At 57.6% G+C, this 25,511-nt stretch carries 23 protein-coding genes; 7 read left to right on the top strand and 16 right to left on the bottom strand.

The window, feature by feature from the left end; genetic code table 11:
* Nucleotides 1–65: 65 nt before the first annotated feature.
* Together AB8W27_RS02160 and AB8W27_RS02155 are read right to left on the bottom strand one after the other, a co-directional pair.
* Nucleotides 66–1,346 (bottom strand): conjugal transfer protein TraF, encoded by a 1,281-nt coding sequence (locus AB8W27_RS02160; RefSeq protein ID WP_041923977.1) that lies wholly within the window; start codon nt 1,344–1,346, stop codon nt 66–68.
* A gap of 146 nt (nt 1,347–1,492) precedes the next feature.
* On the bottom strand, nt 1,493–1,999 hold the full coding sequence (locus tag AB8W27_RS02155; protein WP_015742659.1) for a cupin domain-containing protein: 507 nt from the start codon (nt 1,997–1,999) through the stop codon (nt 1,493–1,495).
* Between the two features lie 109 nt (nt 2,000–2,108).
* Between AB8W27_RS02155 and zur the strand changes: the two genes are divergently transcribed.
* Complete coding sequence (zur, locus tag AB8W27_RS02150) at nt 2,109–2,624, top strand: zinc uptake transcriptional repressor Zur (protein WP_015742660.1); 516 nt, start codon at nt 2,109–2,111, stop codon at nt 2,622–2,624.
* Between the two features lie 79 nt (nt 2,625–2,703).
* On the opposite strand, the gene AB8W27_RS02145 is transcribed toward zur, so the two are convergent.
* The 4 genes from AB8W27_RS02145 to AB8W27_RS02130 all read right to left on the bottom strand — a co-directional run bounded on the left by AB8W27_RS02145 (nt 2,704) and on the right by AB8W27_RS02130 (nt 5,643).
* Entirely contained in the window at nt 2,704–2,913 is a 210-nt protein-coding gene (locus AB8W27_RS02145) for a CsbD family protein (protein WP_004388591.1), read from the bottom strand.
* A gap of 210 nt (nt 2,914–3,123) precedes the next feature.
* A complete protein-coding gene (gene dinF / locus AB8W27_RS02140; protein ID WP_041923978.1) occupies nt 3,124–4,431 on the bottom strand; it encodes an MATE family efflux transporter DinF in 1,308 nt (435 codons plus the stop codon).
* Nucleotides 4,432–4,557: 126 nt separating this feature from the next.
* Nucleotides 4,558–5,166 carry a transcriptional repressor LexA gene (gene lexA, locus AB8W27_RS02135; RefSeq protein ID WP_015742662.1) on the bottom strand — a complete coding sequence of 203 codons (609 nt, stop codon included), beginning with the start codon at nt 5,164–5,166 and terminating at the stop codon, nt 4,558–4,560.
* A 108-nt stretch (nt 5,167–5,274) separates the two neighbouring features.
* Entirely contained in the window at nt 5,275–5,643 is a 369-nt protein-coding gene (locus tag AB8W27_RS02130) for a diacylglycerol kinase (protein ID WP_004388588.1), read from the bottom strand.
* Between the two features lie 132 nt (nt 5,644–5,775).
* On the opposite strand from AB8W27_RS02130, the gene plsB reads away from it, so the two are divergent.
* Complete coding sequence (gene plsB, locus AB8W27_RS02125) at nt 5,776–8,202, top strand: glycerol-3-phosphate 1-O-acyltransferase PlsB (RefSeq protein WP_041923979.1); 2,427 nt, start codon at nt 5,776–5,778, stop codon at nt 8,200–8,202.
* A gap of 167 nt (nt 8,203–8,369) precedes the next feature.
* Here plsB and ubiA read toward each other — a convergent pair whose 3' ends face one another.
* The 5 genes from ubiA to malK form a co-directional block, all read right to left on the bottom strand.
* Nucleotides 8,370–9,242, bottom strand: coding sequence for a 4-hydroxybenzoate octaprenyltransferase (ubiA, locus tag AB8W27_RS02120; protein ID WP_041923980.1), 873 nt, complete (start codon nt 9,240–9,242; stop codon nt 8,370–8,372).
* A complete protein-coding gene (gene ubiC, locus AB8W27_RS02115) occupies nt 9,242–9,751 on the bottom strand; it encodes a chorismate lyase (RefSeq protein WP_041923981.1) in 510 nt (169 codons plus the stop codon). Before ubiC ends, ubiA begins: the two co-directional genes overlap by 1 nt.
* Nucleotides 9,752–9,933: 182 nt before the next feature.
* Entirely contained in the window at nt 9,934–10,881 is a 948-nt protein-coding gene (gene malM, locus AB8W27_RS02110; RefSeq protein ID WP_032806855.1) for a maltose operon protein MalM, read from the bottom strand.
* Between the two features lie 117 nt (nt 10,882–10,998).
* A complete protein-coding gene (locus AB8W27_RS02105) occupies nt 10,999–12,345 on the bottom strand; it encodes a maltoporin (RefSeq protein ID WP_041923982.1) in 1,347 nt (448 codons plus the stop codon).
* 43 nt (nt 12,346–12,388) lie between these two features.
* Nucleotides 12,389–13,498: a maltose/maltodextrin ABC transporter ATP-binding protein MalK gene (gene malK, locus AB8W27_RS02100; protein WP_007764642.1), complete on the bottom strand. Its 1,110-nt coding sequence runs from the start codon at nt 13,496–13,498 to the stop codon at nt 12,389–12,391.
* Nucleotides 13,499–13,866: 368 nt separating this feature from the next.
* Here malK and malE point away from each other — a divergent pair, with 368 nt between their 5' ends.
* The 5 genes from malE (at nt 13,867) to AB8W27_RS02075 (ending at nt 19,054) form a co-directional block, all read left to right on the top strand.
* Nucleotides 13,867–15,057: a maltose/maltodextrin ABC transporter substrate-binding protein MalE gene (gene malE / locus AB8W27_RS02095; protein WP_041923983.1), complete on the top strand. Its 1,191-nt coding sequence runs from the start codon at nt 13,867–13,869 to the stop codon at nt 15,055–15,057.
* Nucleotides 15,058–15,290: 233 nt separating this feature from the next.
* Nucleotides 15,291–16,835: a maltose ABC transporter permease MalF gene (malF, locus tag AB8W27_RS02090; RefSeq protein ID WP_041923984.1), complete on the top strand. Its 1,545-nt coding sequence runs from the start codon at nt 15,291–15,293 to the stop codon at nt 16,833–16,835.
* 11 nt (nt 16,836–16,846) lie between these two features.
* Nucleotides 16,847–17,737 carry a maltose ABC transporter permease MalG gene (gene malG, locus AB8W27_RS02085; RefSeq protein WP_007764669.1) on the top strand — a complete coding sequence of 297 codons (891 nt, stop codon included), beginning with the start codon at nt 16,847–16,849 and terminating at the stop codon, nt 17,735–17,737.
* A 208-nt stretch (nt 17,738–17,945) separates the two neighbouring features.
* Nucleotides 17,946–18,587: a hypothetical protein gene (locus AB8W27_RS02080; RefSeq protein ID WP_015742669.1), complete on the top strand. Its 642-nt coding sequence runs from the start codon at nt 17,946–17,948 to the stop codon at nt 18,585–18,587.
* Between the two features lie 11 nt (nt 18,588–18,598).
* Nucleotides 18,599–19,054, top strand: a complete 456-nt coding sequence (locus AB8W27_RS02075) for an acyltransferase (RefSeq protein ID WP_282913974.1) — start codon at nt 18,599–18,601, stop codon at nt 19,052–19,054.
* A gap of 115 nt (nt 19,055–19,169) precedes the next feature.
* Here the strand turns inward: AB8W27_RS02075 and AB8W27_RS02070 are convergent, their stop codons facing one another.
* The 5 genes from AB8W27_RS02070 to pgi all read right to left on the bottom strand — a co-directional run bounded on the left by AB8W27_RS02070 (nt 19,170) and on the right by pgi (nt 24,982).
* On the bottom strand, nt 19,170–21,266 hold the full coding sequence (locus AB8W27_RS02070) for a YjbH domain-containing protein (protein ID WP_015742671.1): 2,097 nt from the start codon (nt 21,264–21,266) through the stop codon (nt 19,170–19,172).
* Nucleotides 21,266–22,000, bottom strand: coding sequence for a capsule biosynthesis GfcC D2 domain-containing protein (locus AB8W27_RS02065; protein ID WP_041923985.1), 735 nt, complete (start codon nt 21,998–22,000; stop codon nt 21,266–21,268). The genes AB8W27_RS02070 and AB8W27_RS02065 overlap by 1 nt, the downstream gene beginning before the upstream one ends.
* Nucleotides 22,000–22,635 (bottom strand): YjbF family lipoprotein, encoded by a 636-nt coding sequence (locus tag AB8W27_RS02060; RefSeq protein WP_041923986.1) that lies wholly within the window; start codon nt 22,633–22,635, stop codon nt 22,000–22,002. The genes AB8W27_RS02065 and AB8W27_RS02060 overlap by 1 nt, the downstream gene beginning before the upstream one ends.
* Nucleotides 22,636–22,702: 67 nt before the next feature.
* Nucleotides 22,703–22,951, bottom strand: coding sequence for an exopolysaccharide production protein YjbE (gene yjbE, locus AB8W27_RS02055; protein WP_015742674.1), 249 nt, complete (start codon nt 22,949–22,951; stop codon nt 22,703–22,705).
* A 381-nt stretch (nt 22,952–23,332) separates the two neighbouring features.
* Nucleotides 23,333–24,982: a glucose-6-phosphate isomerase gene (gene pgi, locus AB8W27_RS02050; protein WP_015742676.1), complete on the bottom strand. Its 1,650-nt coding sequence runs from the start codon at nt 24,980–24,982 to the stop codon at nt 23,333–23,335.
* Nucleotides 24,983–25,511: the final 529 nt, after the last annotated feature.

The raw sequence follows: 25,511 nt of genomic DNA, 5'->3' as shown, positions 1-25,511 counted from the left end.
GCTGAAAAAGGGGCGCTACTATAGCACAAACTTCAGGCAGGGGCGCACTGCGCCCCTGCACACGGTCAGAAGGTCAGGCTCAGCTGCGCGCCTGCGCCCCAGGTTTCGTTTTCACCAACGATGCCGGTCAAATCGACATGCACGCGGTTAAACGGCGCGAAGCCGACACCCGCGGTAAACACATCGCTTTCGTTATCCTTCACGTCTGCCCGATAACCGGCGCGCACCGCCAGCCAGTTAAGCGGACGCACCTCGGCGCCGACGCCGACGAACTGCGAGTTCTCTTCGCTCTTAAAGCCTTTGGTTTCCGTCAAATCGCCATCGGCGCTCAGCGTCACCAGGTCGTTATGCCAGGCCACGCCAGCGGTGACCAGCGGCGAGATCTGATAGGTATCTTTATACCCGTTGACCTCTTTGGTCTCGATATCGCGCGACACCAGGTTCTGCCCGCTCACGCCCACGGTCCAGTTAGGGCCGAAATCCGCCGCCACGCCGGCATCGACGTTGAAACCGTTATCGTCGTTGCGATAGCGCGTGCTGTTCAGATCGCCGCTATCATAGTTATAAATCGAGGCGGTGTAGTTATAGAGCCAGGTTTTTTGCAGCTTCGGCGTAACGCCGACGGAAACCGGCACGTCGCCCACCTGGAACCGGTGCGCAAACGCCACGCCGTAATCGGAAACGATCGCCGCGCGGCCAAACGCCGTAGAGGTCAGGCGATCGGTGATGGTGTCTGAGCCGTTGATCGCCGCGTTAATAATCTGACCGCCAGCATAGAGATCGTCGTTCTGAATCCGGCGCAGGTAGTCGATGTCACTTTGATCCACGCGGGTGCTGATGCGGGCATGCGCATAGGCTTTCGCCACAAACGCCACCGCGAGCACATCGCTCGGGATACTCACCGCGATGCCGCCCGCCGCGCGTGCGCTTGCCGTTTTACCGCGCAGGTATTCCAGCTCGTCGCCAAGCTCGCCCGCCGCGCCCTGGAACTGGCGCAGCGTGCCGAACGGATCGGCGGCGATATCGCCAGGCGTCAGGCTGTTCACGACATCCCGGTAATAATCGACGCGATCGCTGATATGGTCGATCTCATCTTCAAGATTATCTTCATCAGAAATTTGCGCCTGTAAGGCCGGGAGAATAACGGTAACGTCATCTTCCGGTTGAGAGCGCGCCAGTAGCGCCGGGTTAATCAGCACGCCGCTGCCGTAATCGGCTGACGCCACGCCGGTGCCACCCATTGCATCGTTACGGGCCTGCGCCCAGGTATTTGCCGCACTCGCCTGATTGGCTATCACCAGAGAAAGGGCGACGGCTGCCACTGAAGGTTTGATTATATTTTTCACTGTTTACCTGCTTATTAGCAACATGAAGGACATCCTCTGTCGGTTCATGACAGAGACGATTTCTGTTGTGAAGAACGCACTACGCCAGAGGTTGAGGCTTTAACTCAACGGCAATGCCGGGCTCGTTTCGCGATCGCCCTCATTATTTATAGATTAGGGTTCTTAATTCGTGTAGGTAAGCCGTCGTGCGGGCCAAAAAATTGTGGCGGGTGGTCTATCCAGCGATCCGGGCGGGTGGCCGCATAGGGGCCATTAAGCGGGTAGTAAATTCGGTTTTCCGGTTTATTCGCCTCGCCCACGACCAGTAGCCGCACTTCGCTGTCGGTATTATTGATAAAGGTGTGGCAAAGGCCGGTGCCCGCCGGGAAGCCAACGCTGTCGCCCGGCTTTAAAGGCCACAACTCGCCATTGAGCCAGACCTCCGGAAACCCTTCGAGCACATAAACAAACTCTTCTTCACTGCTTTCCGCGTGGGGGTAAGAGGTACGACGCCCTGGCGGCAGGCGCTCATGGTGAATGCCAAGCCGCGTAAGCCCGGTGCGTTTCGCCAGCGGCGCGCCGATAGACATTAATTCATTGCTGTCGGGGTAGCCCGCGTCGTCGTTTCCTTCCACATCCTGCCAGTGACAAATACATTCAGGCCGCGTTTGCATATAAACCTCCAGAGAACACTCCTTAAAAGGTATAACACAGCCGGGATGTCGGTGTTTTGGCAGGTTCATGATAAAGTGATGACTCAGACCCAACTCATAGAGGATGCCGATGGATACGACGATTACGCAGGAAGTTCTGGCGCAAGCTGAAAAGCTCTGCCAGCAACGTAATGTGCGCCTGACTCCGCAGCGCCTCGAAGTGCTGCGCCTGATGACCATCCAGCCGGGCGCCATCAGCGCTTACGATCTACTCGATTTATTGCGTGAAACCGAGCCGCAGGCAAAGCCGCCGACCGTGTACCGCGCGCTCGATTTTCTCCTGGAGCAGGGGTTTGTGCATAAGGTGGAATCCACCAACAGCTATGTGCTTTGTCATCTGTTTGATACCCCGGCGCATACTTCGGCGATGTTTATCTGCGACAGATGTGGCGTGGTAAAAGAAGAGGCAGCAGAAGGCGTGGAAGATATTATGCATGCGCTGGCGGCCAGAATGGGCTTTGCGTTGCGCCATAATGTGATTGAAGCGCATGGGCTATGTGCGGTGTGTGCGGAAGTTGAGGCGTGTCGCCATCAGGGGCAGTGTGGTCATGACCACAGTATTACCGTGAAAAAGAAAGGGCGTTAAATCAGGGTGGGTGGTACATCCTTGTACCGTTGGGCAGGGCAGCCTCAGAGGGAAAATACCGTTTGAGGTGGTGGCCCGATTACCAGCGGTAATCGTGGCGGCTTTCCCAGTCAGTCACTTCCTTGTCGGCTTCATCTTTTGCGTAACCGTAACGTTCCTGGATTTTACCCACCAGCTGGTCACGTTTCCCTTCGATGATGGTCATATCATCGTCGGTTAATTTACCCCATTGCTCTTTCACTTTACCTTTGAACTGTTTCCAGTTACCGCCAGCTTCATCTCTGTTCATAGACGTCTCCTTAACATTCGGTAGTGAATCAGTCTCACAGGTTTTCCTGTGGGGGTTCAGCGCGGGTCATGTCATCATTTGCTGAACGTACTACTCAGTTTAGACGTCAATTTTATCCCTGGTGGGATATTCAGAATCTTTAACCACAACGAAGCGCTGAAGCCGACGATTTTACTCTTATCCGCAGCGATGTAATTTCAGCGATCTTGCCTAATGCAGCAAGCGACCGCGACGCCATAAATAACCGAGCGACAGTCCGCGCAGCGCCAGAAAAACGGTAAGCGCAAGCCAGAGTCCATGGTTGCCAAGCCGCGGCAGCGTCAGGAGCGTCAGGCCAAAGCCGAGCGCCGCGACGGCCATACTGTTGCGCATCTCCGCCCCGCGCGTCGCGCCGATAAACATCCCATCCAGCAGATAACACCAGACGCCGACCACCGGCAAAATCACCTGCCAGAAGAGATAGGGCTGCGCCAGCGCCTGCAATGACGGTAGTGAGGTTAACAGCGACACAATATACTGACCCGCCACGGCATAAAGCAGCGCGAATGCCAGCGCGACCATGCCTGCCTGGCGGCACGCCGCGCGCCAGACGCTGTGCAACTGCGATTTATCCCGCGCGCCGAATGCCTGCCCGGCATGGGCTTCCACTGCATAGGCGAAGCCGTCGAGCGCATAAGCCGTGAAGGTTAACAGCGTCATCAGAATGGCGTTAACGGCGACAATATCGCTGCCAAGCCGGGCGCCAAATACGGTGACCGAGGCAAAGCAGATCTGCAACAGCAGCGAGCGAAGCATGATGTCGCGGTTAAGCTTCAGCAGCCTGCCGATGCCGCCGCGCCACGCGGTTTTCAGCATCGACAAGGTAATGCCGCGCAGACGCAGCACGCGGGCCGCCATCATCAGCCCGATGCCGAGCGTCACGTATTCCGCTATCACCGTTGCCAGCGCCGCGCCCTGGACGTTAAGGCCAAGCCCCATGACGAACCAGAGATCAAGCGCAATGTTCAGCAGATTCCCGACCACCAGCAGGATAACCGGCGCGCGGGCGTACTGAACGCCCAGCAGCCAGCCCAGCAACACCAGGTTGGCAAGCGACGCGGGCGCGCTGAGCCAGCGGATCTCCAGAAACCGTCTGGCCTGCGCCAGTACGGCGTCGCTGCCGCCAGTAATATGCAGCGCCAGCTGAATCAGCGGCTCGCGCAGCGCGATAATCAGCCCCCCGGCAATAAGCGCCAGCGCCATGGGCTGCACCAGCGCGCGGGCCAGCGCTGCCGGATCGCGCGCGCCAAATGCCTGGGCGGTTAACCCGGTGGTGCTCATACGTAAAAAGAGCAGCATCATAAACAGGAAGCTGGTGGCCGTCGCGCCAACGGCGACGCCGCCCAGATAGACGGGGCTATCGAGATGACCAATCACGGCGGTATCCACCAGGCCCAGCAGCGGCACGGTGATGTTGGAGAAAATCATTGGCAGCGCGAGGCGCCAGAGAGCTTTATCGGTAGGAGTGAGAAAAGGCATATGGCGTTCCGATGCCGTTACGCGAAGAAGGAAAAGTATAAAGCGCATGAGTCGCGCAGAGGAGCCATTACCGTAACCGGGGCGGGCCAGTTACGGTAATGCGGCGTCAGGAAGCCGGGAAAGGCCTCAGAGCCATTCGCCGTTACGGATCACGCCGACCGCCAGACCTTCGATAGAGAAGTTATGCTCGCGCAGATCGACAACGATAGGTTTGAACTCGTTGTTCTCTGGCAGAAGTTCAACGATATTCCCCTGTTTTTTGAGGCGTTTTACCGTCACTTCATCATCGATACGCGCGACAACTACCTGGCCGTTGCGCACATCCTGCGTTTTATGAACCGCTAACAGGTCGCCGTCCATAATCCCGATATCTTTCATCGACATCCCGCTAACACGCAGCAGGAAATCGGCGTTCGGCTTAAAGAGGCCTGGATCAACCTGATAGTGGCCTTCAATATGCTGCTGAGCCAGCAGCGGCTCGCCCGCGGCGACGCGCCCCACCAGCGGCAGGCCCGTTTCTTCTTCCTGCAGCAGACGAATACCGCGCGACGCGCCGGACACTATTTCAAGCACCCCTTTGCGCGCCAGCGCCTTAAGGTGTTCTTCCGCCGCGTTTGGCGAACGGAAACCCAGACGCTGCGCGATTTCCGCACGTGTAGGCGGCATGCCGGTCTGGCTGATGTGATCCCGAATGAGATCAAACACCTCTTGTTGCCTGGTAGTTAATGCTTTCATTCCGCCCCCTGGGTGCATATACAGTTATGCTGTGAGTATATACAGCTAAAGGTGATTTTAAAACCATAACCGGTTAAAAAAGCGCTTCTTTCGCGATTTCTGGAAAACTTATCGCAAATGCTGCCAGAGCAGCGTGACCCACACGACCAGCGCGAGGATAATCGACAGCAGGACCGCGGCGGAGCCCATATCCTTGGCGCGCCCCGAAAGTTCATGAAATTCAGGGCCGATGCGATCGACCACCGCTTCGATAGCGCTGTTGAGGATTTCAACGATCATCACCAGCGTCACGGAGCCAATCAGCAGTACGCGGGTGATCGGGTCGACATCCAGCCAGCAGGCGATAAGAATGGCCGCTATCACGGCAACTCCCTCCTGGCGAAATGCAGCCTCATTTTTCCAGGCGGCGCGTAATCCCTTCCAGGAATAGCCGGCAGCGTTAATAATTCGGGTTAACCCCGTGGTGTTATTGGCCATGACAAGAAACCTTTTTTAAATTCAGGCGTCAATGCTAATGCGCTTCGATAAAGAAGCACCACAGAAATTCTATGGAGTTTCTGATATTCTTGCGCCGCAATTGCATTATTAACCAGAGGCTTTACATCGTTTATGTCCGGTTGGCCACGAATTTACTACAAATTACTTAATTTACCATTAAGCGTGCTGGTAAAAAGCAAGTCCATCCCGGCGGCGCCCTGCCCCGAACTTGGGCTCGATACGTCACGCCCCATCATGTATGTGTTGCCGTATAACTCGAAGGCGGATCTCCTGACGCTGCGGGCCCAGTGCCTGGAGCACGATCTACCGGATCCGCTGGAACCGCTGGTTATCGACGGCACCGAACTGCCGCGCTATGTGTTTATCCATGGCGGCCCCCGCGTGTTTACTTACTACACGCCGAAGGAAGAGTCGATCAAGCTGTTCCACAATTATCTCGATCTGCACCGCAGCAACCCGGACCTCGACGTCCAGATGGTGCCGGTGTCGGTCATGTTCGGCCGCTCGCCGGGGCGCGAAAAAGGCGAGGAAAACCCGCCGCTGCGTATGCTGAACGGCGTTCAGAAATTCTTCGCCGTCTCCTGGCTTGGCCGCGACAGCTTTGTGCGTTTCTCGCCGCCGGTGTCGCTGCGCCGCATGGCGACTGAGCACGGTACGGACAAGCGTATCGCCCAGAAACTGGCCCGCGTGGCGCGCATGCATTTCGCCCGCCAGCGCCTCGCCGCCGTCGGCCCGCGCCTGCCTGCGCGCCAGGATCTCTTCAACAAGCTGCTCTCGTCAAAAGCTATCGCCCGCGCCGTTGAAGACGAAGCGCGCACCAAAAAAATCTCGCACGAGAAAGCCCAGCAGAACGCCGTCGCGTTAATGGAAGAGATCGCCGCAAACTTCTCTTACGAGGCGATTCGCCTTACCGACCGCGTGCTTGGGTTTACCTGGAACCGTCTCTACCAGGGCATTAATGTTCATAACGCCGAGCGGGTGCGCCAACTGGCCCATGACGGCCACGAGATTGTCTATGTGCCCTGCCATCGCAGTCACATGGACTATCTGCTGCTCTCTTACGTGCTCTATCACCAGGGGCTGGTGCCGCCGCATATCGCCGCAGGCATTAACCTGAACTTCTGGCCAGCCGGGCCGATTTTCCGCCGTCTGGGCGCGTTCTTTATCCGCCGCACCTTTAAGGGCAACAAGCTTTACTCCACCGTATTTCGCGAATATCTCGGCGAACTGTTCAGCCGCGGCTACTCGGTCGAGTATTTCGTGGAAGGCGGGCGCTCACGCACCGGTCGTCTGCTCGATCCGAAAACCGGCACGCTGTCGATGACCATCCAGGCCATGCTTCGCGGCGGTACGCGTCCGATTACGCTGGTGCCGATTTACATTGGCTATGAGCATGTGATGGAAGTGGGCACTTACGCCAAAGAGCTGCGCGGCGCTACCAAAGAGAAAGAGAGCCTGCTGCAAATGCTGCGCGGCTTAAGCAAGCTGCGTAACCTGGGTCAGGGCTATGTGAACTTCGGCGAACCGCTGCCGCTGATGACCTTCCTGAACCAGCACGTGCCGGAGTGGCGCGATTCCATCGACCCGATCGAAGCCGTCCGCCCGGCGTGGCTGACCCCGACGGTGAATGAGATTGCCTCACAACTGATGGTGCGCATCAACAATGCGGGCGCGGCTAACGCCATGAACCTGTGTTGTACCGCGCTGCTGGCGTCGCGTCAGCGTTCGTTAACGCGCGAGCAGTTAACCGAACAGCTGGATTGCTACCTGAGCCTGCTGCGTAACGTGCCGTACGCCTCAGATGCCACGGTACCGGACGCTACGGCGACGCAGCTTATCGAACACGCGTTGCAGATGAACAAGTTCGATGTCGAGAAGGATACGATCGGCGATATCATCGTGTTGCCGCGCGAGCAGGCAGTGCTGATGACCTATTACCGTAATAACATCATGCATATGCTGGTGTTGCCTTCGCTTATCGCCGCTATCGTGACGCAACATCGTCGCATCAGCCGTGAAGCGGTGCAGCAGCAGGTTGAACTGCTGTTCCCGATGCTGAAGACGGAGCTGTTCCTGCGCTGGGAAAAAGAAGAGGTGTCAGCGGTTGTCGACGCGCTGATCAATGAGCTGGCGCAGCAGGGGCTGATCCTTGCCGACGACGCCTGGCTACAGGTGAACCCGGCGCGCTCCCGTACGCTGCAACTGCTGGCCGCAGGCGTGCGCGAAACGCTGCAACGCTACGCGATCACCTTCTGGCTGCTGAGCGCTAATCCGTCCATCAACCGCGGAACGCTTGAGAAAGAGAGCCGCACCGTGGCGCAGCGTCTTTCCGTGCTGCACGGCATTAACGCGCCGGAGTTCTTCGATAAAGCGGTGTTCTCAACGCTGGTGCTGACCCTGCGTGATGAAGGTTATATCAGCGATACCGGCGATGCCGAACCGGCGGAAACCATGAAGGTTTACCAGATGCTGGCGGAGCTGATGACGTCCGATGTGAGGCTGACCATCGAGAGCGCGGCGGCACAAGCGAGCGCGTGATTAAGCGTAATCGGTGACAGTGAAAAGGCGGGGAAACCTGCCTTTTTTATTGGTGTACAGCGTGGCGACAGGAATGGATGGTAGTCGTTGATGCTGGCGGGTGCGCTTTGCTTACCCGCCGTCACAGCGCTACCGCTAATAAAAAAGCGGGTTTCCCCGCTTCTCTTTCAGAATTTCAAATAACTCAGCGCCAGGCCGATAAACACCAACAGCCCTACATAGTTATTATTCAAAAAGGCGCGGAAACAGGCGTCGCGATCGCGCCCGGCAATGATTTTCTGCTGCCAGATAAACAGCGCGCCTGCGCCTGCAAGGCTTGCATAATAAAACGCGCCCAGCCCGTTCAGCCAGCCCACCACGCCCAGCAGCGCCAGCACGGCAATCTGCAACAGCCCGATAATCAGCTTATCGTGGCGTCCGAAAAGAATAGCCGTCGACTTCACGCCGATTTTCACGTCATCGTCGCGATCGACCATCGCGTATTCGGTGTCGTAGGCCACCGCCCAGCAGATATTCGCGAAAAACATCAGCCAGCAGCTTAACGGCAGCGACTCGCTCACCGCGCAAAACGCCATCGGAATCGACCAGCCAAACGCCGCGCCCAGCACGACCTGCGGCAGATGGGTATAGCGCTTCATGAAGGGGTACATCCAGGCCAGCGCCAGCGCCGCGACCGAGAGCAAAATGGTTTTCACATTCAGCGTCAGCACCAGCAAAAACGACAGCAGCACCAGGATGACGAACAGATTGCGCGCCTCTTTTTCGGTCACATCGCCGCTCGGCAGAGGCCGGTGCGCCGTGCGCTTCACGTGCCCGTCAAATTTACGGTCGGCATAATCATTCACCACGCAGCCTGCGGCGCGCATCAGCCAGACGCCCGCCACAAACACCGCCAGGATCCACAGCGGCGGCACGCCGGGCGACGCCACCCACAGCGCCCACAGCGTCGGCCAGAGCAGCAGTAACGCGCCGATCGGCTTATCGGTGCGCATCAGGCGGTGATAGGCGAGCAGCTTATTCTGCGTCAGGCTCCACTCCATTATTTTTCCTCTCTGTACAAGGGTGATGCGGGTAAAAACAGTTCGGTCAGCAGCAGCGGCTTGCCGGACAGCCTCAACAGGGAGCGACGCCCCCAGAGCGCCTCGCTGCGGCCCGGCTGGATAAAGTCACGCGTAAGGGTGGATGAGGTAAACAGATAACGACCCAGCGGCGTGGTGCCAAGCTGCTGCAACGCCAGTTCTGGCCCACACAGTGTAGACTCCGGCACCAGCGTGCGCCCGACCAGCCACGGTACGCCGTCACCGCACAGCAGGATTTCGCGCAGCCAGTAGCGCGGCTCATGAGGTAAAAACGCCCCCTCGTCTTCCAGCCTTTCAGGGCCGACAAAGCCTTCAAACAGCATCTCGACCGTCACGCGATCGCAAAAACTCTCGAAACGGCGGGTCATGGAATCTTCCAGCATCAGCCAGTCGAGCAGCGCGCTATCCAGCGTGCTGATATCGTCAAAAAAGGACAACGCGCGCAGTTGTCTCAGCGCGGGATGGGACATGCGTGACTCTCCGGGGCCAAAAGTGGACGTATTGTAACGCAGAACCGGCAAAACGGGGGCGGGGAAACAAGGGGTACGAACAAAAGCGCAACATGGGTGCAACAGAACGGCATGCTGCGCCAGGAAAAAAGGTGCGCGCAAGCGCACCAGGTGTTGCAAACATCAGCAGCGTGGGGAGACGGTCACCCCTTGCCTTTTACGCTGCTGATAAAAGTCTGACGAGCCGTGGTGGAGCCGAGACGCTCAGCTTCATCCAGCAGTTTCAGCGCTTTATCGACATCGCCTTTAGCGACAGCGTCCTTAATGGCGCGATTGAAATAGGCTTCGGTGTCGTTAAGTACCGGTTCGCGCTTCGCGGCGGGCGCTGGCGCGGCAGCTGGTGCGGCAGGCGCCGGAGCGGAATAGGCGGTTGCAGGTGCTGCGGTGTTGCCGACCGTCACAGACGACGGGCCGGAGGAGCCAAACAGCGGGCCGACCAGAACGCTGGATGCGGAGTTAGTGCTTACTTTCACTTTAAGCTTGCCGTCAGGCGTGTGACGGGCCACCGGATCGGCGATATCCGGCACGGCGTTACCCACCCCTTTGGCGTAAGCCTTCGCCGGGTTGGTCATGGTCGTCGTCTTCTGCAGATCCTGCGGCGTGGTAAAGACCAGCAGGTACAGTTTCTGCTGTCCCAGCGCTGGCGTCAGCTTGATGACGCCTTCGAGGCGGTCTTCAGACACCACGCCCGGCTCCTGATAGGTAAAATAGCTGCTCGGGAAGTAGGCGGCAGGCGTTAAGTTTTGATCCAGCACCAGCACGTTCGGGGCATAAATGCCGGTCTGCTTGTTCGCAAGGCTGGTAAGCGTAATGGTCAGTTCGCCGATATTCGCCGGCACGCTATAGGCGGCGACTTTACCGGTAATGCCCGGTACGTTGAGGGTCTGCCCCACGGCGGCGAGATCGGTCGTCTGAGTCTGCGACTGCGCGACAGGCGTCCAGGTCAGGCGCTGTAACTCACCCGCCGGAACAGACGGCGCGGCGGAGGTGTTCTGCGGCACGATATTCACATCAGCGAAGCTGACGGCGGGCAGGCCTGCAAGCAGCCCTGCGCTTAAGCATAATGCGACGAGACGTTTTTTCATTTTTATTACCTCGGATGGAAAGGGAAACGGTAGCCAGGCAATAGCGCGCTTCCCGAAAATCGGTACTTTTCAATGAGGGTTAAGAGGGGCTTGCGCCCCTCTTGTTACTGCAATTACGCGTGATTACCACCAGATTTCCATCTGGGCGCCGAAGCTCCACTCATCGCTGTCGCCGCGACCGAAGCTGCCACCGTTAAAGCCATCTTTAACCGCGTAGCCATAGTTGGCGTTATTGCTCGGGTTGCCCTCACGGTCATAGCCCCATTTTTCATCCCACTTGGCGTAGGTTGCGAACACACGCAGCGCCGGGCGAGACCAGATGCTGTCGCCTGCCTGCCACTGTTGCGCCAGGGTGATTTTGTACTGGTTGTTGGTTTCGTCAGTACGCTGGGATTTCACGTTGTCATAGCCAACTTCCAGCAGGGTGCTCATGATAGGCGTCCATTTAAACATCGGGCGCACACCTACGGTCCACCAACGGGTGCCGTTGTTGTTATCCCAGTCGATGTCCTGGTACATACCGACATACATCATGTCCCAGCGATCGCCCATGGAAATTGAGCCGTGATCGATTAAACGCAGCATGTGACCGTTGTTGTTCTGCGCATACGCGAACTTAGGATCGGTGTCGCTGATGCCAATGCCAGAGCCCTGAGACAGGCCTTTACCCTGAGAGGTCAGCGCATCTGTCGCATACTGAACGACAAACTTGTTGAAGCCGGTACCGATAGTCTGAACGTGTTCTGCGGTGAACATCCAGCCATCTTTGGTCGCGTCGTCAGCCAGATAGTAGTCGTCACGCGCGTTGGCACGACCGTAGTCGACACCCAGTTCCAGCGTACCGCCCGGGTTCACTTCCAGGCTGCCTAAGCGAACGTCAAAAACGTCGTTAGCCGTGCTCTTGTTATAGTCATAAATGCTGTCGCTCTGGAAGGTTGCGGAGCCGCCAGCTTCAGAGGAGCGGGTTGCCGCAACAGAGAGCTTACCAAAGCCAAGATCGACGTTTTCAAGACCTGCGCCCGGGCCGGAGATATCCCAGTAGTAGAAGTCGATCATGTGAACGTCGTGACGCTGATAGAAGCGTTTACCGGCCCAGATGGTTGAACCCGGCAGCGCGTCAATCAGGTTTTTACCCTGTACGTTAGCTTCGCGGAACGCCGGGCTGGTCGCTTCCCAGTCGTTCTGCTGTGCAACGGAATAGGCCACGTTAGTATCGAAATAGAAGCTCTTGTCGCCTTCTTTCCATACTTCCTGACCTAATTTAAGTTCCGCATAGGTTTCACATTCATTACCCAGACGGTATTTAGCGCCGGCACCGGTTGCCTGGAAGCACTGCTGTTCGCCACCACTACCGGTCCAGCCGATGCCGGAACGGGCGTAACCTTTGAAGTCCACAGCGGAGGCCTGAGCGGCGAAGATGCCCGCCATCACGGCCACAGCCAGAGGGAGTTTACGCAGAGTTATCATCATTCTATCTCCTGAGATCATTGCTTTTCTTTGTAAGCGGGGGCGCTTAAACGCCCGGCTCTTTATGCAACCGACGACAGGCGGTGCCATCTTCCCGAAAAAGATGACAACGCTCCGGCGGCAAGCCGATAGCGAATGTGGCGCCCTCTTCTACCAGCACGACGTCATTCTGGCGGTAGACCAGGTTCTGACGCAGCGCAGGGATTTGGATATGAATCTGAGTCTCATGACCTAACTGTTCGACCACCTGCACATCGCCTTCAAGCGTTACATCGGCGATATCGCTTGGCAGGAGGTGTTCGGGGCGGATGCCAAGGGACATATTGGCCCCCACCTGAACATGGGTACTTTCTACCGGCAGCCAGACCAGCTGGCGGTTCGGCAGTTCTACCTGCACCTGATCGATAGCGGTGGCGGTGACTTTCACCGGCAGGAAGTTCATTTTCGGCGAGCCAATAAAGCCCGCGACGAAGCGATCGGCCGGGTAGTGATAGAGTTCCAGCGGCTTGCCCACCTGGGCGACGCGGCCTGCGTCCAGCACCACGATTTTGTCGGCGAGCGTCATCGCTTCGACCTGATCGTGGGTGACGTAAATCATGGTGCGCTGAAGGCGCTTATGAAGACGGGAGATCTCAATACGCATCTGCACGCGCAGCGCGGCGTCCAGGTTTGAGAGCGGCTCATCGAGCAGGAACACGGAAGGCTCCGCCACCAGCGTACGGCCAATCGCCACACGCTGACGCTGGCCGCCGGAGAGCGCCTTCGGGCGACGGTCCAGCAGGTGCGCCAGTTGCAGCACTTCCGCCACCTGCGTGACGCGCTGGTTGATGGTTTCTTTACGGGCGCCCGCCAGCTTCAGACCGAAAGACATGTTTTCGGCCACGGACAGATGCGGATAGAGCGCGTAAGACTGAAACACCATCCCCACGCCGCGCTCGGCAGGCGGCACGTCATTCATACGCTTGCCGCCAATATGCAAATCGCCGCTGGTGATGGTCTCAAGTCCGGCAATCATACGCAGCAGCGTTGATTTCCCGCAGCCCGACGGCCCGACAAATACGACAAACTCGCCTTCGGTAATGTCGAGGTTGATATCTTTCGACACCACAACGTCGCCCCAGGCTTTTGTTACGTTGCGAAGCTGAACGCCTGCCATTCCCTTCTCCCTTGTTTACTTCACCCGATTTCACGGGAAAAACACGTTGACGGCACTATGCCCTTCAGATGAAGGCAAGCCATCCTCCACCCCTGCCTTTTTTATGGGGGAGGAGACGGGAGGATGAGGGGGTGGCAGCTGTCCTGCGGCCGGGCGGCCCCCGGCGATTTTCGTGATGCAAGCGGCAAAAAACGCAGCGGTTTTCTGTGCGCGGGACCACAGAAAATCCACTTATGTTACGTAGATCACACTACGAAGCGGTGGGGCGTAGAGGAAAGGAGGATGAGAAGCGCTTGCCAGATGCCCAGACTGTTACACGTAAAGCCAATACGTGTATCCACGCGCAAACCACTAAAAGGATAGGAGTTATGAAAATTAAAAGCGGCGTACGCCTCCTCGCCCTCTCAGCGCTGACGACGGCGCTCTTTTCTGCCTCTGCTCTGGCCAAGATCGAAGAAGGTAAGCTGGTTATCTGGATCAACGGTGATAAAGGCTATAACGGCCTGGCCGAAGTGGGTAAGAAGTTTGAGCAAGACACCGGCATTAAAGTCACTGTTGAACACCCGGACAAACTGGAAGAGAAATATCCGCAGGTAGCAGCAACCGGCGACGGTCCGGACATTATCTTCTGGGCGCATGACCGTTTTGGTGGCTACGCGCAATCTGGCCTGCTGGCGGAAATCACGCCGGAGAAAGCATTCCAGGACAAGATTTATCCGTTCACCTGGGACGCGGTGCGCTATAACGGCAAAATCATTGCCTACCCGGTTGCCGTGGAATCTCTGTCGCTGATCTACAACAAAGACCTCGTACCAAACCCGCCGAAAACCTGGGAAGAGATCCCGAAACTCGATAAAGAACTGAAGGCGAAGGGCAAGAGCGCGCTGATGTTTAACCTTCAGGAACCGTACTTCACGTGGCCGATTATTGCCGCTGACGGCGGTTATGCCTTTAAGTTTGAGAACGGCAAATATGACGTGAAAAACGTCGGCGTCGACACCGCGGGCGCCAAAGCGGGCCTGAACTTCCTGGTCGAGCTTATCAAAGATAAACATATGAACGCTGACACCGACTATTCCATCGCGGAAGCGGCATTCAACAAAGGCGATACCGCCATGACCATCAACGGTCCGTGGGCGTGGGCCAACATCGACAAAAGCAAAGTTAACTACGGCGTGGCGCAGCTGCCGACCTTCAAAGGCAAGCCGTCTAAACCGTTCGTCGGCGTGCTGAGCGCGGGTATCAACGCGGCCAGCCCGAACAAAGAGCTGGCGAAAGAGTTCCTGGAAAACTACCTGCTGACCGATCAGGGCCTGGAAGCGGTGAATAAAGACAAACCGCTGGGCGCCGTCGCGCTGAAGTCTTACCAGGAGAAGCTGGAGAAAGATCCACGCATCGCCGCCACCATGGCAAACGCGAAAACCGGCGAAATTATGCCTAACGTGCCGCAAATGTCTGCGTTCTGGTATGCCGTACGTACTGCGGTAGTTAACGCCGTCACCGGCCGTCAGACCGTCGATGAAGCGCTGAAAGACGCACAAACCCGCATCGCCAAGTAAGCGATAGCGGCAAACGGCGGGTGGCGCTTCGCTTACCCGCCCTACAAAACCATTCACAGAGACAGACGGTGGGTTAGCGAAACGCCCCCACAAACGCCAGGTAGGGTGGGTAAGCGTAACGCACCCACGAACACAAGCAGGCAGGTAAGCGAAACGCCCCCGCCACACCCTGTAAAGAGTTGCATCGTGGCACGGCCACACCTACGTTTTCATCGTTGTTGAGGATTATCCCCATGGATGTCATTAAAAAGAAACACTGGTGGCAAAGCGACGCGCTGAAGTGGTCGGCGATTGGTCTGCTGGGCTTACTGGTGGGTTACCTTGTCGTTTTAATGTACGCACAGGGGGAATACCTGTTCGCCATCATGACGCTGATTTTAAGCTCGGCTGGCCTCTATATTTTCGCGAATCGCCGCACCTATGCGTGGCGCTATGTGTATCCGGGGCTCGCGGGCATGGGGCTGTTCGTGCTCTTCCCGCTGGCCTGCACCATCGCCATCGCCTTTACCAACTACAGCAGCACCAACCAGCTCACCCAGGAGCGCGCGCGTGACGTGCTGATGGACCGTAAATACCAGGCGGGCGAAAGCTATGCCTTTGGTCTGTATCCCGCAGGCGAGCAGTGGCGACTGGCGCTCACTGATGGCGCCAGCGGCAAATACTTCCTCTCGGAGCCGTTTAAATTTGGCGGCGAGCAGAAACTGAAACTTACCGCCGCGCCAGCCCTGCCGGAAGGCGAACGCGCGAGCCTGCGCGTGATCACCCAGCATCGCCAGGCGCTGAACCAGATAACCGCCGAACTGCCGGACGAAAGCCAGCTCGTCATGAGTTCGCTGCGCCAGTTCTCCGGCACCCGTCCGCTCTATACGCTCGCCGGCGACGGCACGCTCACCAACAACCAGAGCGGCGTGAAGTACCGCCCGAATAATGAGATTGGCTTTTATCAGTCGGTTAACGCCGATGGCCAGTGGGGCGATGAGAAGCTGAGCCCCGGTTATACCGTGACGATTGGCTGGGATAACTTCTTACGCGTCTTTGCCGATGAAGGCATCCAGAAGCCGTTTATGGCGATTTTCGTCTGGACGGTCGTCTTTGCGGCGCTGACCGTGGTGCTGACCGTGGCGGTCGGCATGGTGCTGGCGTGCCTGGTGCAGTGGGAATCGCTGAAGGGTAAAGCCATCTACCGCGTGTTGCTTATCCTCCCCTATGCGGTGCCGTCGTTTATTTCTATTCTGATTTTCAAAGGGTTGTTCAACCAGAGCTTTGGTGAGATCAACATGATGCTGAGCGCGCTGTTTGGCATCAAACCGGCGTGGTTTACCGACCCGACCACGGCGCGCACCATGATCATTATCGTCAATACCTGGCTTGGCTACCCGTACATGATGATCCTGTGCATGGGGCTGCTGAAAGCTATTCCGGACGATCTGTATGAGGCTTCCGCGATGGACGGCGCAGGCCCGTTCCAGAACTTCTTTAAAATTACGTTCCCTTTGCTTATCAAGCCGCTAACGCCGCTGATGATCGCAAGCTTCGCGTTTAACTTTAATAACTTCGTGCTGATCCTGCTGTTAACCAACGGCGGCCCGGACCGCATCGGCACCACGACGCCTGCGGGCTATACCGACTTGCTCGTGAGCTACACCTGGCGTATCGCCTTTGAAGGCGGCGGCGGACAGGATTTTGGCCTCGCAGCGGCTATCGCCACGCTTATCTTCCTGCTGGTGGGCGCGCTGGCGGTCGTGAACCTCAAAGCCACGCGCATTAAGTTTGATTAAGGAGATCCCACATGGCTATGGTTCAACCAAAATCGCAAAAGCTGCGTCTGCTGGCGACACACCTGCTGCTGCTGGCCTTTATCGCCGCCATTATGTTTCCGCTGTTGATGGTCGTGGCGATTTCGCTGCGCCCCGGCAACTTCGCGACCGGGAGCCTTATCCCGGATCAAATCTCCTGGGAACACTGGCGGCTGGCGCTCGGTTTCAGCGTGGAGCACGCCGATGGCCGCGTGACGCCGCCGCCGTTCCCGGTGCTACTGTGGCTGTGGAACTCGGTGAAAATCGCGGTCATTACCGCGGCAGGCATCGTGGCGCTCTCCACCACCTGCGCCTATGCCTTCGCCCGTATGCGTTTCCCGGGTAAAGGCGCGCTGCTGAAAGGCATGCTGATTTTCCAGATGTTCCCGGCGGTGCTGTCGCTGGTGGCGCTCTACGCGCTGTTTGACAGGCTCGGCCAGTACATTCCGTTTATCGGGCTTAACACCCACGGCGGCGTGATCTTCGCCTATCTGGGCGGTATCGCGCTGCATGTCTGGACTATCAAAGGCTATTTCGAAACTATCGACGGCTCGCTTGAAGAAGCGGCGGCGCTGGATGGCGCAACACCGTGGCAGGCGTTCCGGCTGGTGCTGCTGCCGCTGTCGGTGCCGATCCTGGCGGTGGTGTTTATTCTTTCGTTCATCGGCGCGATTACCGAAGTACCGGTCGCCTCGCTGCTACTGCGCGATGTCGACAGCTACACCCTGGCGGTGGGCATGCAGCAATATCTCAACCCGCAAAACTACCTGTGGGGCGATTTCGCGGCGGCGGCCGTGCTGTCAGCCATCCCGATTACCGTGGTCTTCCTGCTGGCGCAGCGCTGGCTGGTGAGCGGCCTCACGGCGGGGGGCGTTAAAGGTTAAGCCTCTTCATCGTTATTTTGCCACTGCAGTACCATTGTATCCCTGACTAAGAAGTCACTTTTGGCGGCCCCGTGCCGCCTTTTTTTATATGCGTTTGCCCAGCCCGGGCGTTAAAAACGTCACGAGCGTCTATAGTTAAAGGTTCAGGTTTCGCCTGGCCCGTAAGAGGCCCGCGCATCGTAACGCTTACTGATAACAGGGAAAGAAAATGAAAATAGCCTGCCTGCATACGGCGCAAAGCAACGTGGCGGTTTTTGATGAGGCCGCCCGCGCGCTAAATCTTCCGCAAGACGCCTTAACCCATAAAGTGATGCCGCACCTGCTCGAACAGGCGCAAGCCGCAGGCGGCGTCACGCCCGAGATTGAAAAAGAGGCCATAGCCTCGCTGGCGGATCTGCGCACTGACGCCGACGTGGTGCTGCTTACCTGCTCGACGCTGGGCTCAGCTGCCGATTTCCTGGCGCAGGATCCGGGCATTATGCGTGTTGACCGCGCGCTGGCGCAGGCGGCGGTCACCGCCGGACAGCCCGTGATGGTGCTCTGCGCCGCGCCGACCACGCTGCACCCCACCGCCGCGCTGTTTCGCGCCACGCTCGCGCCTACTACGCCGCTTGGGGTTGAGATTATCCCGGAGGCCTGGGCGCTGTTTCAGAGCGGCCAGCACGAGGCTTTTCATCAGCGCATCGCCCAGGCCGCTGAGCAGGCGTTCGCGCGCGGCGCAGGCTGCGTGGCGCTGGCGCAGGCCTCGATGGCGGGCGCGGAGCGTTATTTCAGCCATCCCAACCTGCTCACCAGCCCACGCGCCGCGCTGGCGCAGATTGTCGCGCGCGTTGAGCGGGAGCGCGCGTGATGACGACGTCCGTGCCTGAATTGCGTGAAGTGGCCGTGCGCGATGTGACCGTCGGGCGCGACGTGGTGATTTATCAGCCCGCCAATGTGTATGGCTGCGAGCTGGGCGATGAGGTCTTTATCGGCCCGTTTGTGGAGATCCAGCGCCATTCCCGTATCGGGCGCGGCACACGGGTGCAGTCGCATACATTTATTTGCGAGTACGTGACCATCGGCGAAGCGTGTTTTATCGGCCACGGCGTGATGTTCGCCAACGATATGTTTCGCGACGGCGAGCCGGACCCGAATAGTGAAAACTGGGGGCGGATTGTGATTGGCGATGGCGTATCGATTGGCAGCAATGCGACCATTCTCGCGGTGTCGATTTGCGACGGCGCGGTCATTGGCGCAGGCAGCGTGGTGACAAAGTCGATTACAGAGAAAGGCGTGTACGCCGGTAACCCGGCGCGGTTGTTGCGGCGATTGTAAGCGTAAAATCGTGTGGCGGGTGCGCTGCGCTTACCCGCCCTACGAAATCCCCCTGGGTAAGCGCAGCGCACCCCCCGTTCCACATGCGTTCCCTGGACCTGAACCCACCGCACTATTACCGGAAGTTCAGGCTCTTATCGCTGGTCATGCTGTAGAGATCGAACTTACGGCCCAGCATCTGGCCGCCGTCACGGGTGAGCGGCGTCCAGCCGATCGCGGCGCGGCTGCGGGTCGGGCTGGTGGTGAAGAGATCAAACGGCACCGACACATAGACGCCTTTGGTGAAATCGCCCTCGCCGTACTCTTCCGGCGACACGTTAGTGATAGTCGCGTACGCGCCCACCACAATCCCGCTGTCGAAGTGCTTCGAGACTTCCAGCGTGCCGCCTTTATCCCCCGCCAGATACTGTCCGACGCTCGCTTTAATCAGCACATCCTGCGCAAACGGCGGCGTCCAGTACGCGGTCAGGTGACCGGTTTTCACGCTGTAGTCGGTGAATTTCATCATGTTCTGCGGGCTGGTCCAGTCACGCTGCTTCACGTAGTTGCCGTTAACGCCAAACGCCCAGTTGCTGTCCACCGGACGCCACAGCACTTCCGCGCCGGCACCGGCATACATGGTTTCCAGATAGCCTGCGTAGATCTGGCCGTAGAAATCGCCGCCCAGATGCTGGAAGTAGTTCGCCTGCAGGTTGTTAACGTAATAGTTGTTCTCCACGTATTCACGCACGCGGGTACGCACGCGCGGCAGCGGCGAGCGGTCTTTCGGGTCGGTGTAGCTGAACTTGTCGTAGTTGTTCGCCAGGTTCACAAACACGCTGCCGGAGGTCAGCAGGTGGTCGGTCATCCACAGATCGGCGGTGCCCATCAGGCCCAGCTGATACATGTAGAAGTTTTCCGGGCCGCCGATGGACTGATTCAGCACCGGGTTGATCGCGACGTTAAAGCGCGATTTCTCGATATACCAGCCCTGCTCCGGGTTTTCCGCTTCGATCGGCGTCATGCGCTGCTGCGCCAGCGGCGTTTCATGGCCGAGCGGTTCGCCTTCCAGATGACGCTTCAGGCTCGCCACCTCAGTTTCCGTGGTGACCTGCGGCATATTGAGCCGCGTTTCGGTCACGCGGATGCGGTTCACGCCTTCCGGCAGGTCATTCATGATGATGCGGTTAGCGCGCTCGATCCCTTCGCGCGAATCACGGTATTTATACTGCTCGCCCGTGACGTAGAGCGTATCGCCCTTCACCTGAATCTGCGGGTCGTTCAGGCCCGCGTTGTATTTCAGCGAGGTGAGCTGGTTCGCCACCACGCTGTGCTGCAACATCGCGTCCTGCGGCTGCGGATCATACTCAGGGCGGCGGTTATCGTTATAGGACGGGCGCAGATCGTTAAAGTTGGTGCGCAGCGTAAAGCCGAACATCACCGTGTTGCCGCGCTCGTAACTCAGGTTAACGTCCGCCCAGTCGGCGACGCGATAAATCGCGCCCACGTTGAATTTGCTTTTCTGATCGATTTTGCCCGCGAAGTCCTGGGTGTAGTTGTTGCCTTCATACTCCAGCTTCAGGCGCAGCGGTTGCCACGGCGTCTGGTATTCGATACCGCCGAAAATCGCCGCCGGGCCGTGGAACATGGTGCTGCCGTCAATCGAACCCGCACGCTGGTAGCTCGGGTCGCGGTAGCAGAATTTATCGTCGTACTGGCAGAACGGGTTCTTCACGTTGCCGTTCGTCCCCAGATAACCCCAGCCCAGACCGAGCGAGAAATCAAACGGGCCCCAGGCTTTGCTGGCGACAAGGTATTCGGCGTCAAACAGCCCCGTACCGCCGATATCGCGCGCGCCCACCGCCACCTGCGGCAGCCAGTAGCCCTCTTCCCACAGGCGCAGCTTGAGATCGAACGCTTTATCTTTGTAGGTCTGATCCCCGGAGAACGCATCCACGTTAGAGTATTCACGGGTACGCACGTCGGTGTAGCGCAGCGTGGTTTCAAGCCACGGGAAAAGCTGAATGGAGGCAGAGTAGTAGCGATACTGATCGTTATCGTGATAGTTAAGACTCAGCTCACCCTCGCGCGCCATGCGCGCCGTCGGCGTCTGCATCAGGCCGACGCCGCCGAAATCTGTCTGCGAAGGGCCTACCGGCGCCGGATACGTTTCGGCATGGCAGGCGGAAGCGACCGCCAGCGCCAGCAGGCTGAAGTAGTAATGTTTTTTCATTAATCCGGCACCCGATGCGTCAGAGAAGAGATGATTTGCTCGTTCAGCCCGTCATACGCTGAGGTAAACGTATGGTCAGCGAAGCCGACATACAGAATACTGCCGGGCATCGGCTCGACGTGGCGCTTATTCCAGTACGCCACCGGCACCTTTTCCACGCGCCCGGTCGGCTGAATCAGCCAGGCGTAGCTGCGCTCGGCGCCGCTCAGACGGCTGACCTCATCCAGGTAATCGGTCACTGGCTTACCGGGGGTAAACGTTTTTTTGCCAGGCGCGCTGACAAGCCCGACAAGCGTAATGGTGGACGGCTGCGGGCCCACCCATAACTCGTAGTCGCCTTCCAGCGGCGGGTTGTTGTGCGGACGCACCCGCACACGATCTGGGTCGAGGATCACTCTCTGACGGCCTGTCACTTTGATGGCCTGTAACTGCTGGCGCACGCGATTAATCGCCGCGCCGTCATCGCCGCCTTCTTCAGCGGCAAGAGACGCCAGGCGATTGAGCAGCACCTGATGCTGCGCCTGCGCTTCAACGCTTGCCTGACGTTCGCTGATAACCGCGCCCAGCCACCAGCTGCCGGTTAACTGCGGTTGAGAAACCAGATCGGCGAGATGTTTCGCGCCGGAGACTTTTAGCGGCTGTGCATGGTCCCGATAAACGGTAATGGTGCCATCGGCGAAAGCGCAAAAGCTGCCGAGGCTAAATATCAGCGAAGCGATAAGTGTGGTTTTCATTATTTCGCTGCCTTCAACAGAATGGTGGTGACCGGAAAATAGCCCGCACCCAGATATTGTTTTGACTGACGAATCTGTCCATCGCTGTCCACCCAGAAGCGGTTGTGCCAGGTGGCGGCTTCTGTGGTCACTTTTTCATCCAGAATGCGCACCGGCGTGATGTCGCTGCCCACTTTCAGGGTATCGGTACCGTCCCAGGTAAAGGTGGAACGGGCGGTGGCGTAACGCACCTGATGGCGCTCGGTCCAGCCCATCGTGCGGGTCCAGGTAGCGCCGTCGATAATCTGGTTGGCATGCACCAGCGGGTCGGCGGCCAGGTTATTGATGTCTATCAGGTTGTCGGCGAGGCTTAAGGTTTTAACGACGCGCCCGTGCTGCGTTACGATGGTCGCGCGGTCCTGCGTCACCCATTTTTGCTGGCCGTTTTCAGAAAAAGCGAGAACCACAAAGAGTTGCGGGCCGTTATTCAGCGTCATGTACTGGCTGGCGTAGGGCATGTTCTGGATATCGTCATCCGTAAGCTGCACGCCATCCGGGCCGAAAATACTTTGCCTGAGTGAGTTGCCGAGTCCCTTGGTCGTGGTGGAGCAGGCCTGAATCATCAGGCACATCAACACAATCGCGAGTCGCTTCACGATATTTCCCCAAAAAAAGTCAAAATAACCACACCGTAGTGTGGTTATGGTTAAAGCCCCGAAGGGTTTACTGGGTGGTCGTGCTGGTGGTGGTGGTGGTGGTGGTCCCGGTATTGGAACCATCGCCGCCGCCGGTGGCGGCAAGCGCCACACCGACAACTGACCCTACAGTGCTTGACGCGCTGGCGCTGGAGCTGCCAACCGACACGGAGGTCGCTGCTGAGCCTGCCGCTTCACCGACGCTAACCGGTGCAGCCTGGGCTGAGACAGCGCCAAGCGCTGCAATGGCGAAAACGCCACTAAGGATTTTCTTCATATCAATTTCCCTTCATTGAATGAATGGAGATTTACCCGAAAAGCTTTTCAGGCGCTTCCGAGTATACACAACAACGTCTGTCGGTTTACGACACAGGGAAATAGGCACAGGGTTTTAGGATAATTAGACAAACTGCGCGGGATGGCGTAATGGATTTTATATAAATCGCCTGTTTTTCAAGTTGTTATAATATATCTCTGCAAAACGGAAATCCGGTTTATCTGAAAGGCTTCAGACGCGCAGAGGCCTGACAAGGCGATTTTCGGATTAACCTCAAGATTAAAGAGTAGCGGGACGCGGGCGAACAACAAGATTTATCTGAGAAAAAAATGCCGGCATATTGCCGGCATCATTACGCTTATTTTTCACGCTTATTTTAAATCAGCCGCGCCAGGCTTTATAACGGTTAATTAAGCCGTTGGTCGAGCTGTCATGGCTGTCGACCGATTTATCATCGCCCAGCTCCGGCAGGATGCGGTTAGCGAGCTGTTTGCCCAGCTCCACGCCCCACTGGTCGAAAGTGAAGATATTCAGAATCGCGCCCTGGGTGAAAATTTTGTGCTCATAGAGCGCAATCAGCGCGCCCAGGCTGAACGGGGTAATTTCACGCAGCAGGATGGAGTTGGTCGGGCGGTTGCCTTCAAACACTTTGAACGGCACCACGTTTTCCAGCTGTGCCGGATCTTTACCCTGGTCGCGGAACTCTTGCTCTACGACCTCACGGGATTTACCGAACGCCAGCGCTTCGGTCTGGGCGAAGAAGTTAGAAAGCAGCTTCGGATGATGATCTGACAGCGGGTTATGCGTGATGGCCGGCGCGATGAAATCGCACGGAACCAGTTTGGTGCCCTGGTGGATCAACTGATAGAACGCGTGCTGGCCGTTGGTGCCCGGTTCGCCCCAGATAATCGGGCCAGTCTGGTAATCCACGGCGTTGCCGTCACGGTCAACGTACTTGCCGTTGGATTCCATGTTGCCCTGCTGGAAGTACGCCGCGAAGCGGTGCATGTACTGGTCGTACGGCAGAATCGCTTCGGTTTCCGCACCAAAGAAGTTGTTGTACCAGATGCCAATCAGCGCCAGCAGCACCGGCAGGTTTTTCTCAAACGGCGTGGTGGAGAAGTGTTTGTCCATCTCGTGCGCGCCGGAGAGCAGCTCGACAAAGTTGTCGTAACCCACGGACAGGATGATAGAGAGACCAATCGCCGACCACAGGGAGTAACGGCCGCCGACCCAGTCCCAGAACTCAAACATGTTCGCCGTATCGATGCCGAAGTCGCCAACCGCCTTCGCGTTGGTGGAGAGCGCCGCGAAGTGCTTCGCTACGTGCTTTTCGTCACCGGCGGTTTTCAGGAACCAGTCGCGCGCGCTGTGGGCGTTGGTCATGGTTTCCTGGGTGGTAAAGGTTTTGGACGCCACCAGGAACAGGGTGCTTTCCGGGTTCACCTTTTTCAGCACTTCGGCGATGTGGGTGCCATCGACGTTGGAGACAAAGTGCATGTTGAGGTGGTTTTTGTACGGGCGCAGGGCTTCGGTCACCATGAACGGGCCAAGATCAGAGCCGCCGATACCGATGTTCACCACGTCAGTAATAGGCTTGCCGGTGTAGCCTTTCCACTCGCCGGAGATGATGGCTTCGGAGAATTTTTTCATCTTCTCCAGCACGGCGTTCACTTCCGGCATCACATCTTTGCCGTCAACCAGAATCGGCGTATTGCTGCGGTTGCGCAGCGCCACGTGCAGAACGGCGCGGTCTTCGGTGCGGTTGATTTTTTCACCGGAGAACATGGATTTAATGGCGCCCGCCAGATCGGTCTCTTTCGCGAGATCCAGCAGTTTGCTGAGCGTTTCTTCCGTGATGCGGTTTTTGGAGTAGTCCACCAGCATCTGATCGTTGAAGGTGGCGGAGAATTTACCGAAGCGGTCAGCGTCTTTGGCGAAGAGGTCTGCGAGGGTAACCTCTTTCATCGCGTCGAAGTGATTTTGTAGTGCCTGCCAGGCAGAAGTCTGCGTTGGGTTGATGTTTTTCATAGCAATACTCTTGTGATTTGAGAATTGTGACTGCGGTCGATTGTAGCGCCAGTCACTGAAATTGTGATGATTTTTATCATAAGGCCGGACGCCAGCCTCCCCGGCGACAAAAGAAAAGTATAGTCGTTATAAGTTATTTTCCTGGCAGCCTGCGTAATATGAAAAATCCCCATGACCGTATCGTTGACAATCCCCCGGCCAACCCTTTATTTATGAATAAGTACCGGCCCGACGCGCCCTGCGCACGCCTGGCCGGTCTTTTTTCCGCGGTTTCAGCAAACGTTCACGCAACCTGAAGCCGCCGGTAACGCCCGCTTTTTGTTTTGCGCGTTGCGGCGATAAGGCAATAGCACGGCGTCAGCGTTTTTCAGAGGAGTTCGGGGTGTGGCGAGCGCAACCAACGCCGTCACAGCCTGAAACAGGAAAGTACGATTTTCAAACGGTGTGGGGTTACGCGAAGGCGGCGACGCAGCGAATCCCAGGAGCATACAAGAGTATGTGACTGGGGTAAGCGAGGAAAGCCAACACA

Origin of the sequence: Cronobacter turicensis, from assembly GCF_041222865.1 — a bacterium.
Lineage (GTDB): Bacteria > Pseudomonadota > Gammaproteobacteria > Enterobacterales > Enterobacteriaceae > Cronobacter > Cronobacter turicensis.
Note: the sequence above shows the minus strand (reverse complement) of the source record. Positions and strands in the feature narration are given on the sequence as shown.

Coding starts and splice junctions, on each gene's coding strand:
- AB8W27_RS02155 (WP_015742659.1), bottom strand. CDS start 1,999: ATGCAAACGCGGCCTGAATGTATTTGTCACTGGCAGGATGTGGAAGGA.
- zur (WP_015742660.1), top strand. CDS start 2,109: ATGGATACGACGATTACGCAGGAAGTTCTGGCGCAAGCTGAAAAGCTC.
- AB8W27_RS02145 (WP_004388591.1), bottom strand. CDS start 2,913: ATGAACAGAGATGAAGCTGGCGGTAACTGGAAACAGTTCAAAGGTAAA.
- dinF (WP_041923978.1), bottom strand. CDS start 4,431: ATGCCTTTTCTCACTCCTACCGATAAAGCTCTCTGGCGCCTCGCGCTG.
- lexA (WP_015742662.1), bottom strand. CDS start 5,166: ATGAAAGCATTAACTACCAGGCAACAAGAGGTGTTTGATCTCATTCGG.
- AB8W27_RS02130 (WP_004388588.1), bottom strand. CDS start 5,643: ATGGCCAATAACACCACGGGGTTAACCCGAATTATTAACGCTGCCGGC.
- plsB (WP_041923979.1), top strand. CDS start 5,776: ATGTCCGGTTGGCCACGAATTTACTACAAATTACTTAATTTACCATTA.
- ubiA (WP_041923980.1), bottom strand. CDS start 9,242: ATGGAGTGGAGCCTGACGCAGAATAAGCTGCTCGCCTATCACCGCCTG.
- ubiC (WP_041923981.1), bottom strand. CDS start 9,751: ATGTCCCATCCCGCGCTGAGACAACTGCGCGCGTTGTCCTTTTTTGAC.
- AB8W27_RS02105 (WP_041923982.1), bottom strand. CDS start 12,345: ATGATGATAACTCTGCGTAAACTCCCTCTGGCTGTGGCCGTGATGGCG.
- malK (WP_007764642.1), bottom strand. CDS start 13,498: ATGGCAGGCGTTCAGCTTCGCAACGTAACAAAAGCCTGGGGCGACGTT.
- malE (WP_041923983.1), top strand. CDS start 13,867: ATGAAAATTAAAAGCGGCGTACGCCTCCTCGCCCTCTCAGCGCTGACG.
- malF (WP_041923984.1), top strand. CDS start 15,291: ATGGATGTCATTAAAAAGAAACACTGGTGGCAAAGCGACGCGCTGAAG.
- malG (WP_007764669.1), top strand. CDS start 16,847: ATGGCTATGGTTCAACCAAAATCGCAAAAGCTGCGTCTGCTGGCGACA.
- AB8W27_RS02080 (WP_015742669.1), top strand. CDS start 17,946: ATGAAAATAGCCTGCCTGCATACGGCGCAAAGCAACGTGGCGGTTTTT.
- AB8W27_RS02070 (WP_015742671.1), bottom strand. CDS start 21,266: ATGAAAAAACATTACTACTTCAGCCTGCTGGCGCTGGCGGTCGCTTCC.
- AB8W27_RS02065 (WP_041923985.1), bottom strand. CDS start 22,000: ATGAAAACCACACTTATCGCTTCGCTGATATTTAGCCTCGGCAGCTTT.
- yjbE (WP_015742674.1), bottom strand. CDS start 22,951: ATGAAGAAAATCCTTAGTGGCGTTTTCGCCATTGCAGCGCTTGGCGCT.
- pgi (WP_015742676.1), bottom strand. CDS start 24,982: ATGAAAAACATCAACCCAACGCAGACTTCTGCCTGGCAGGCACTACAA.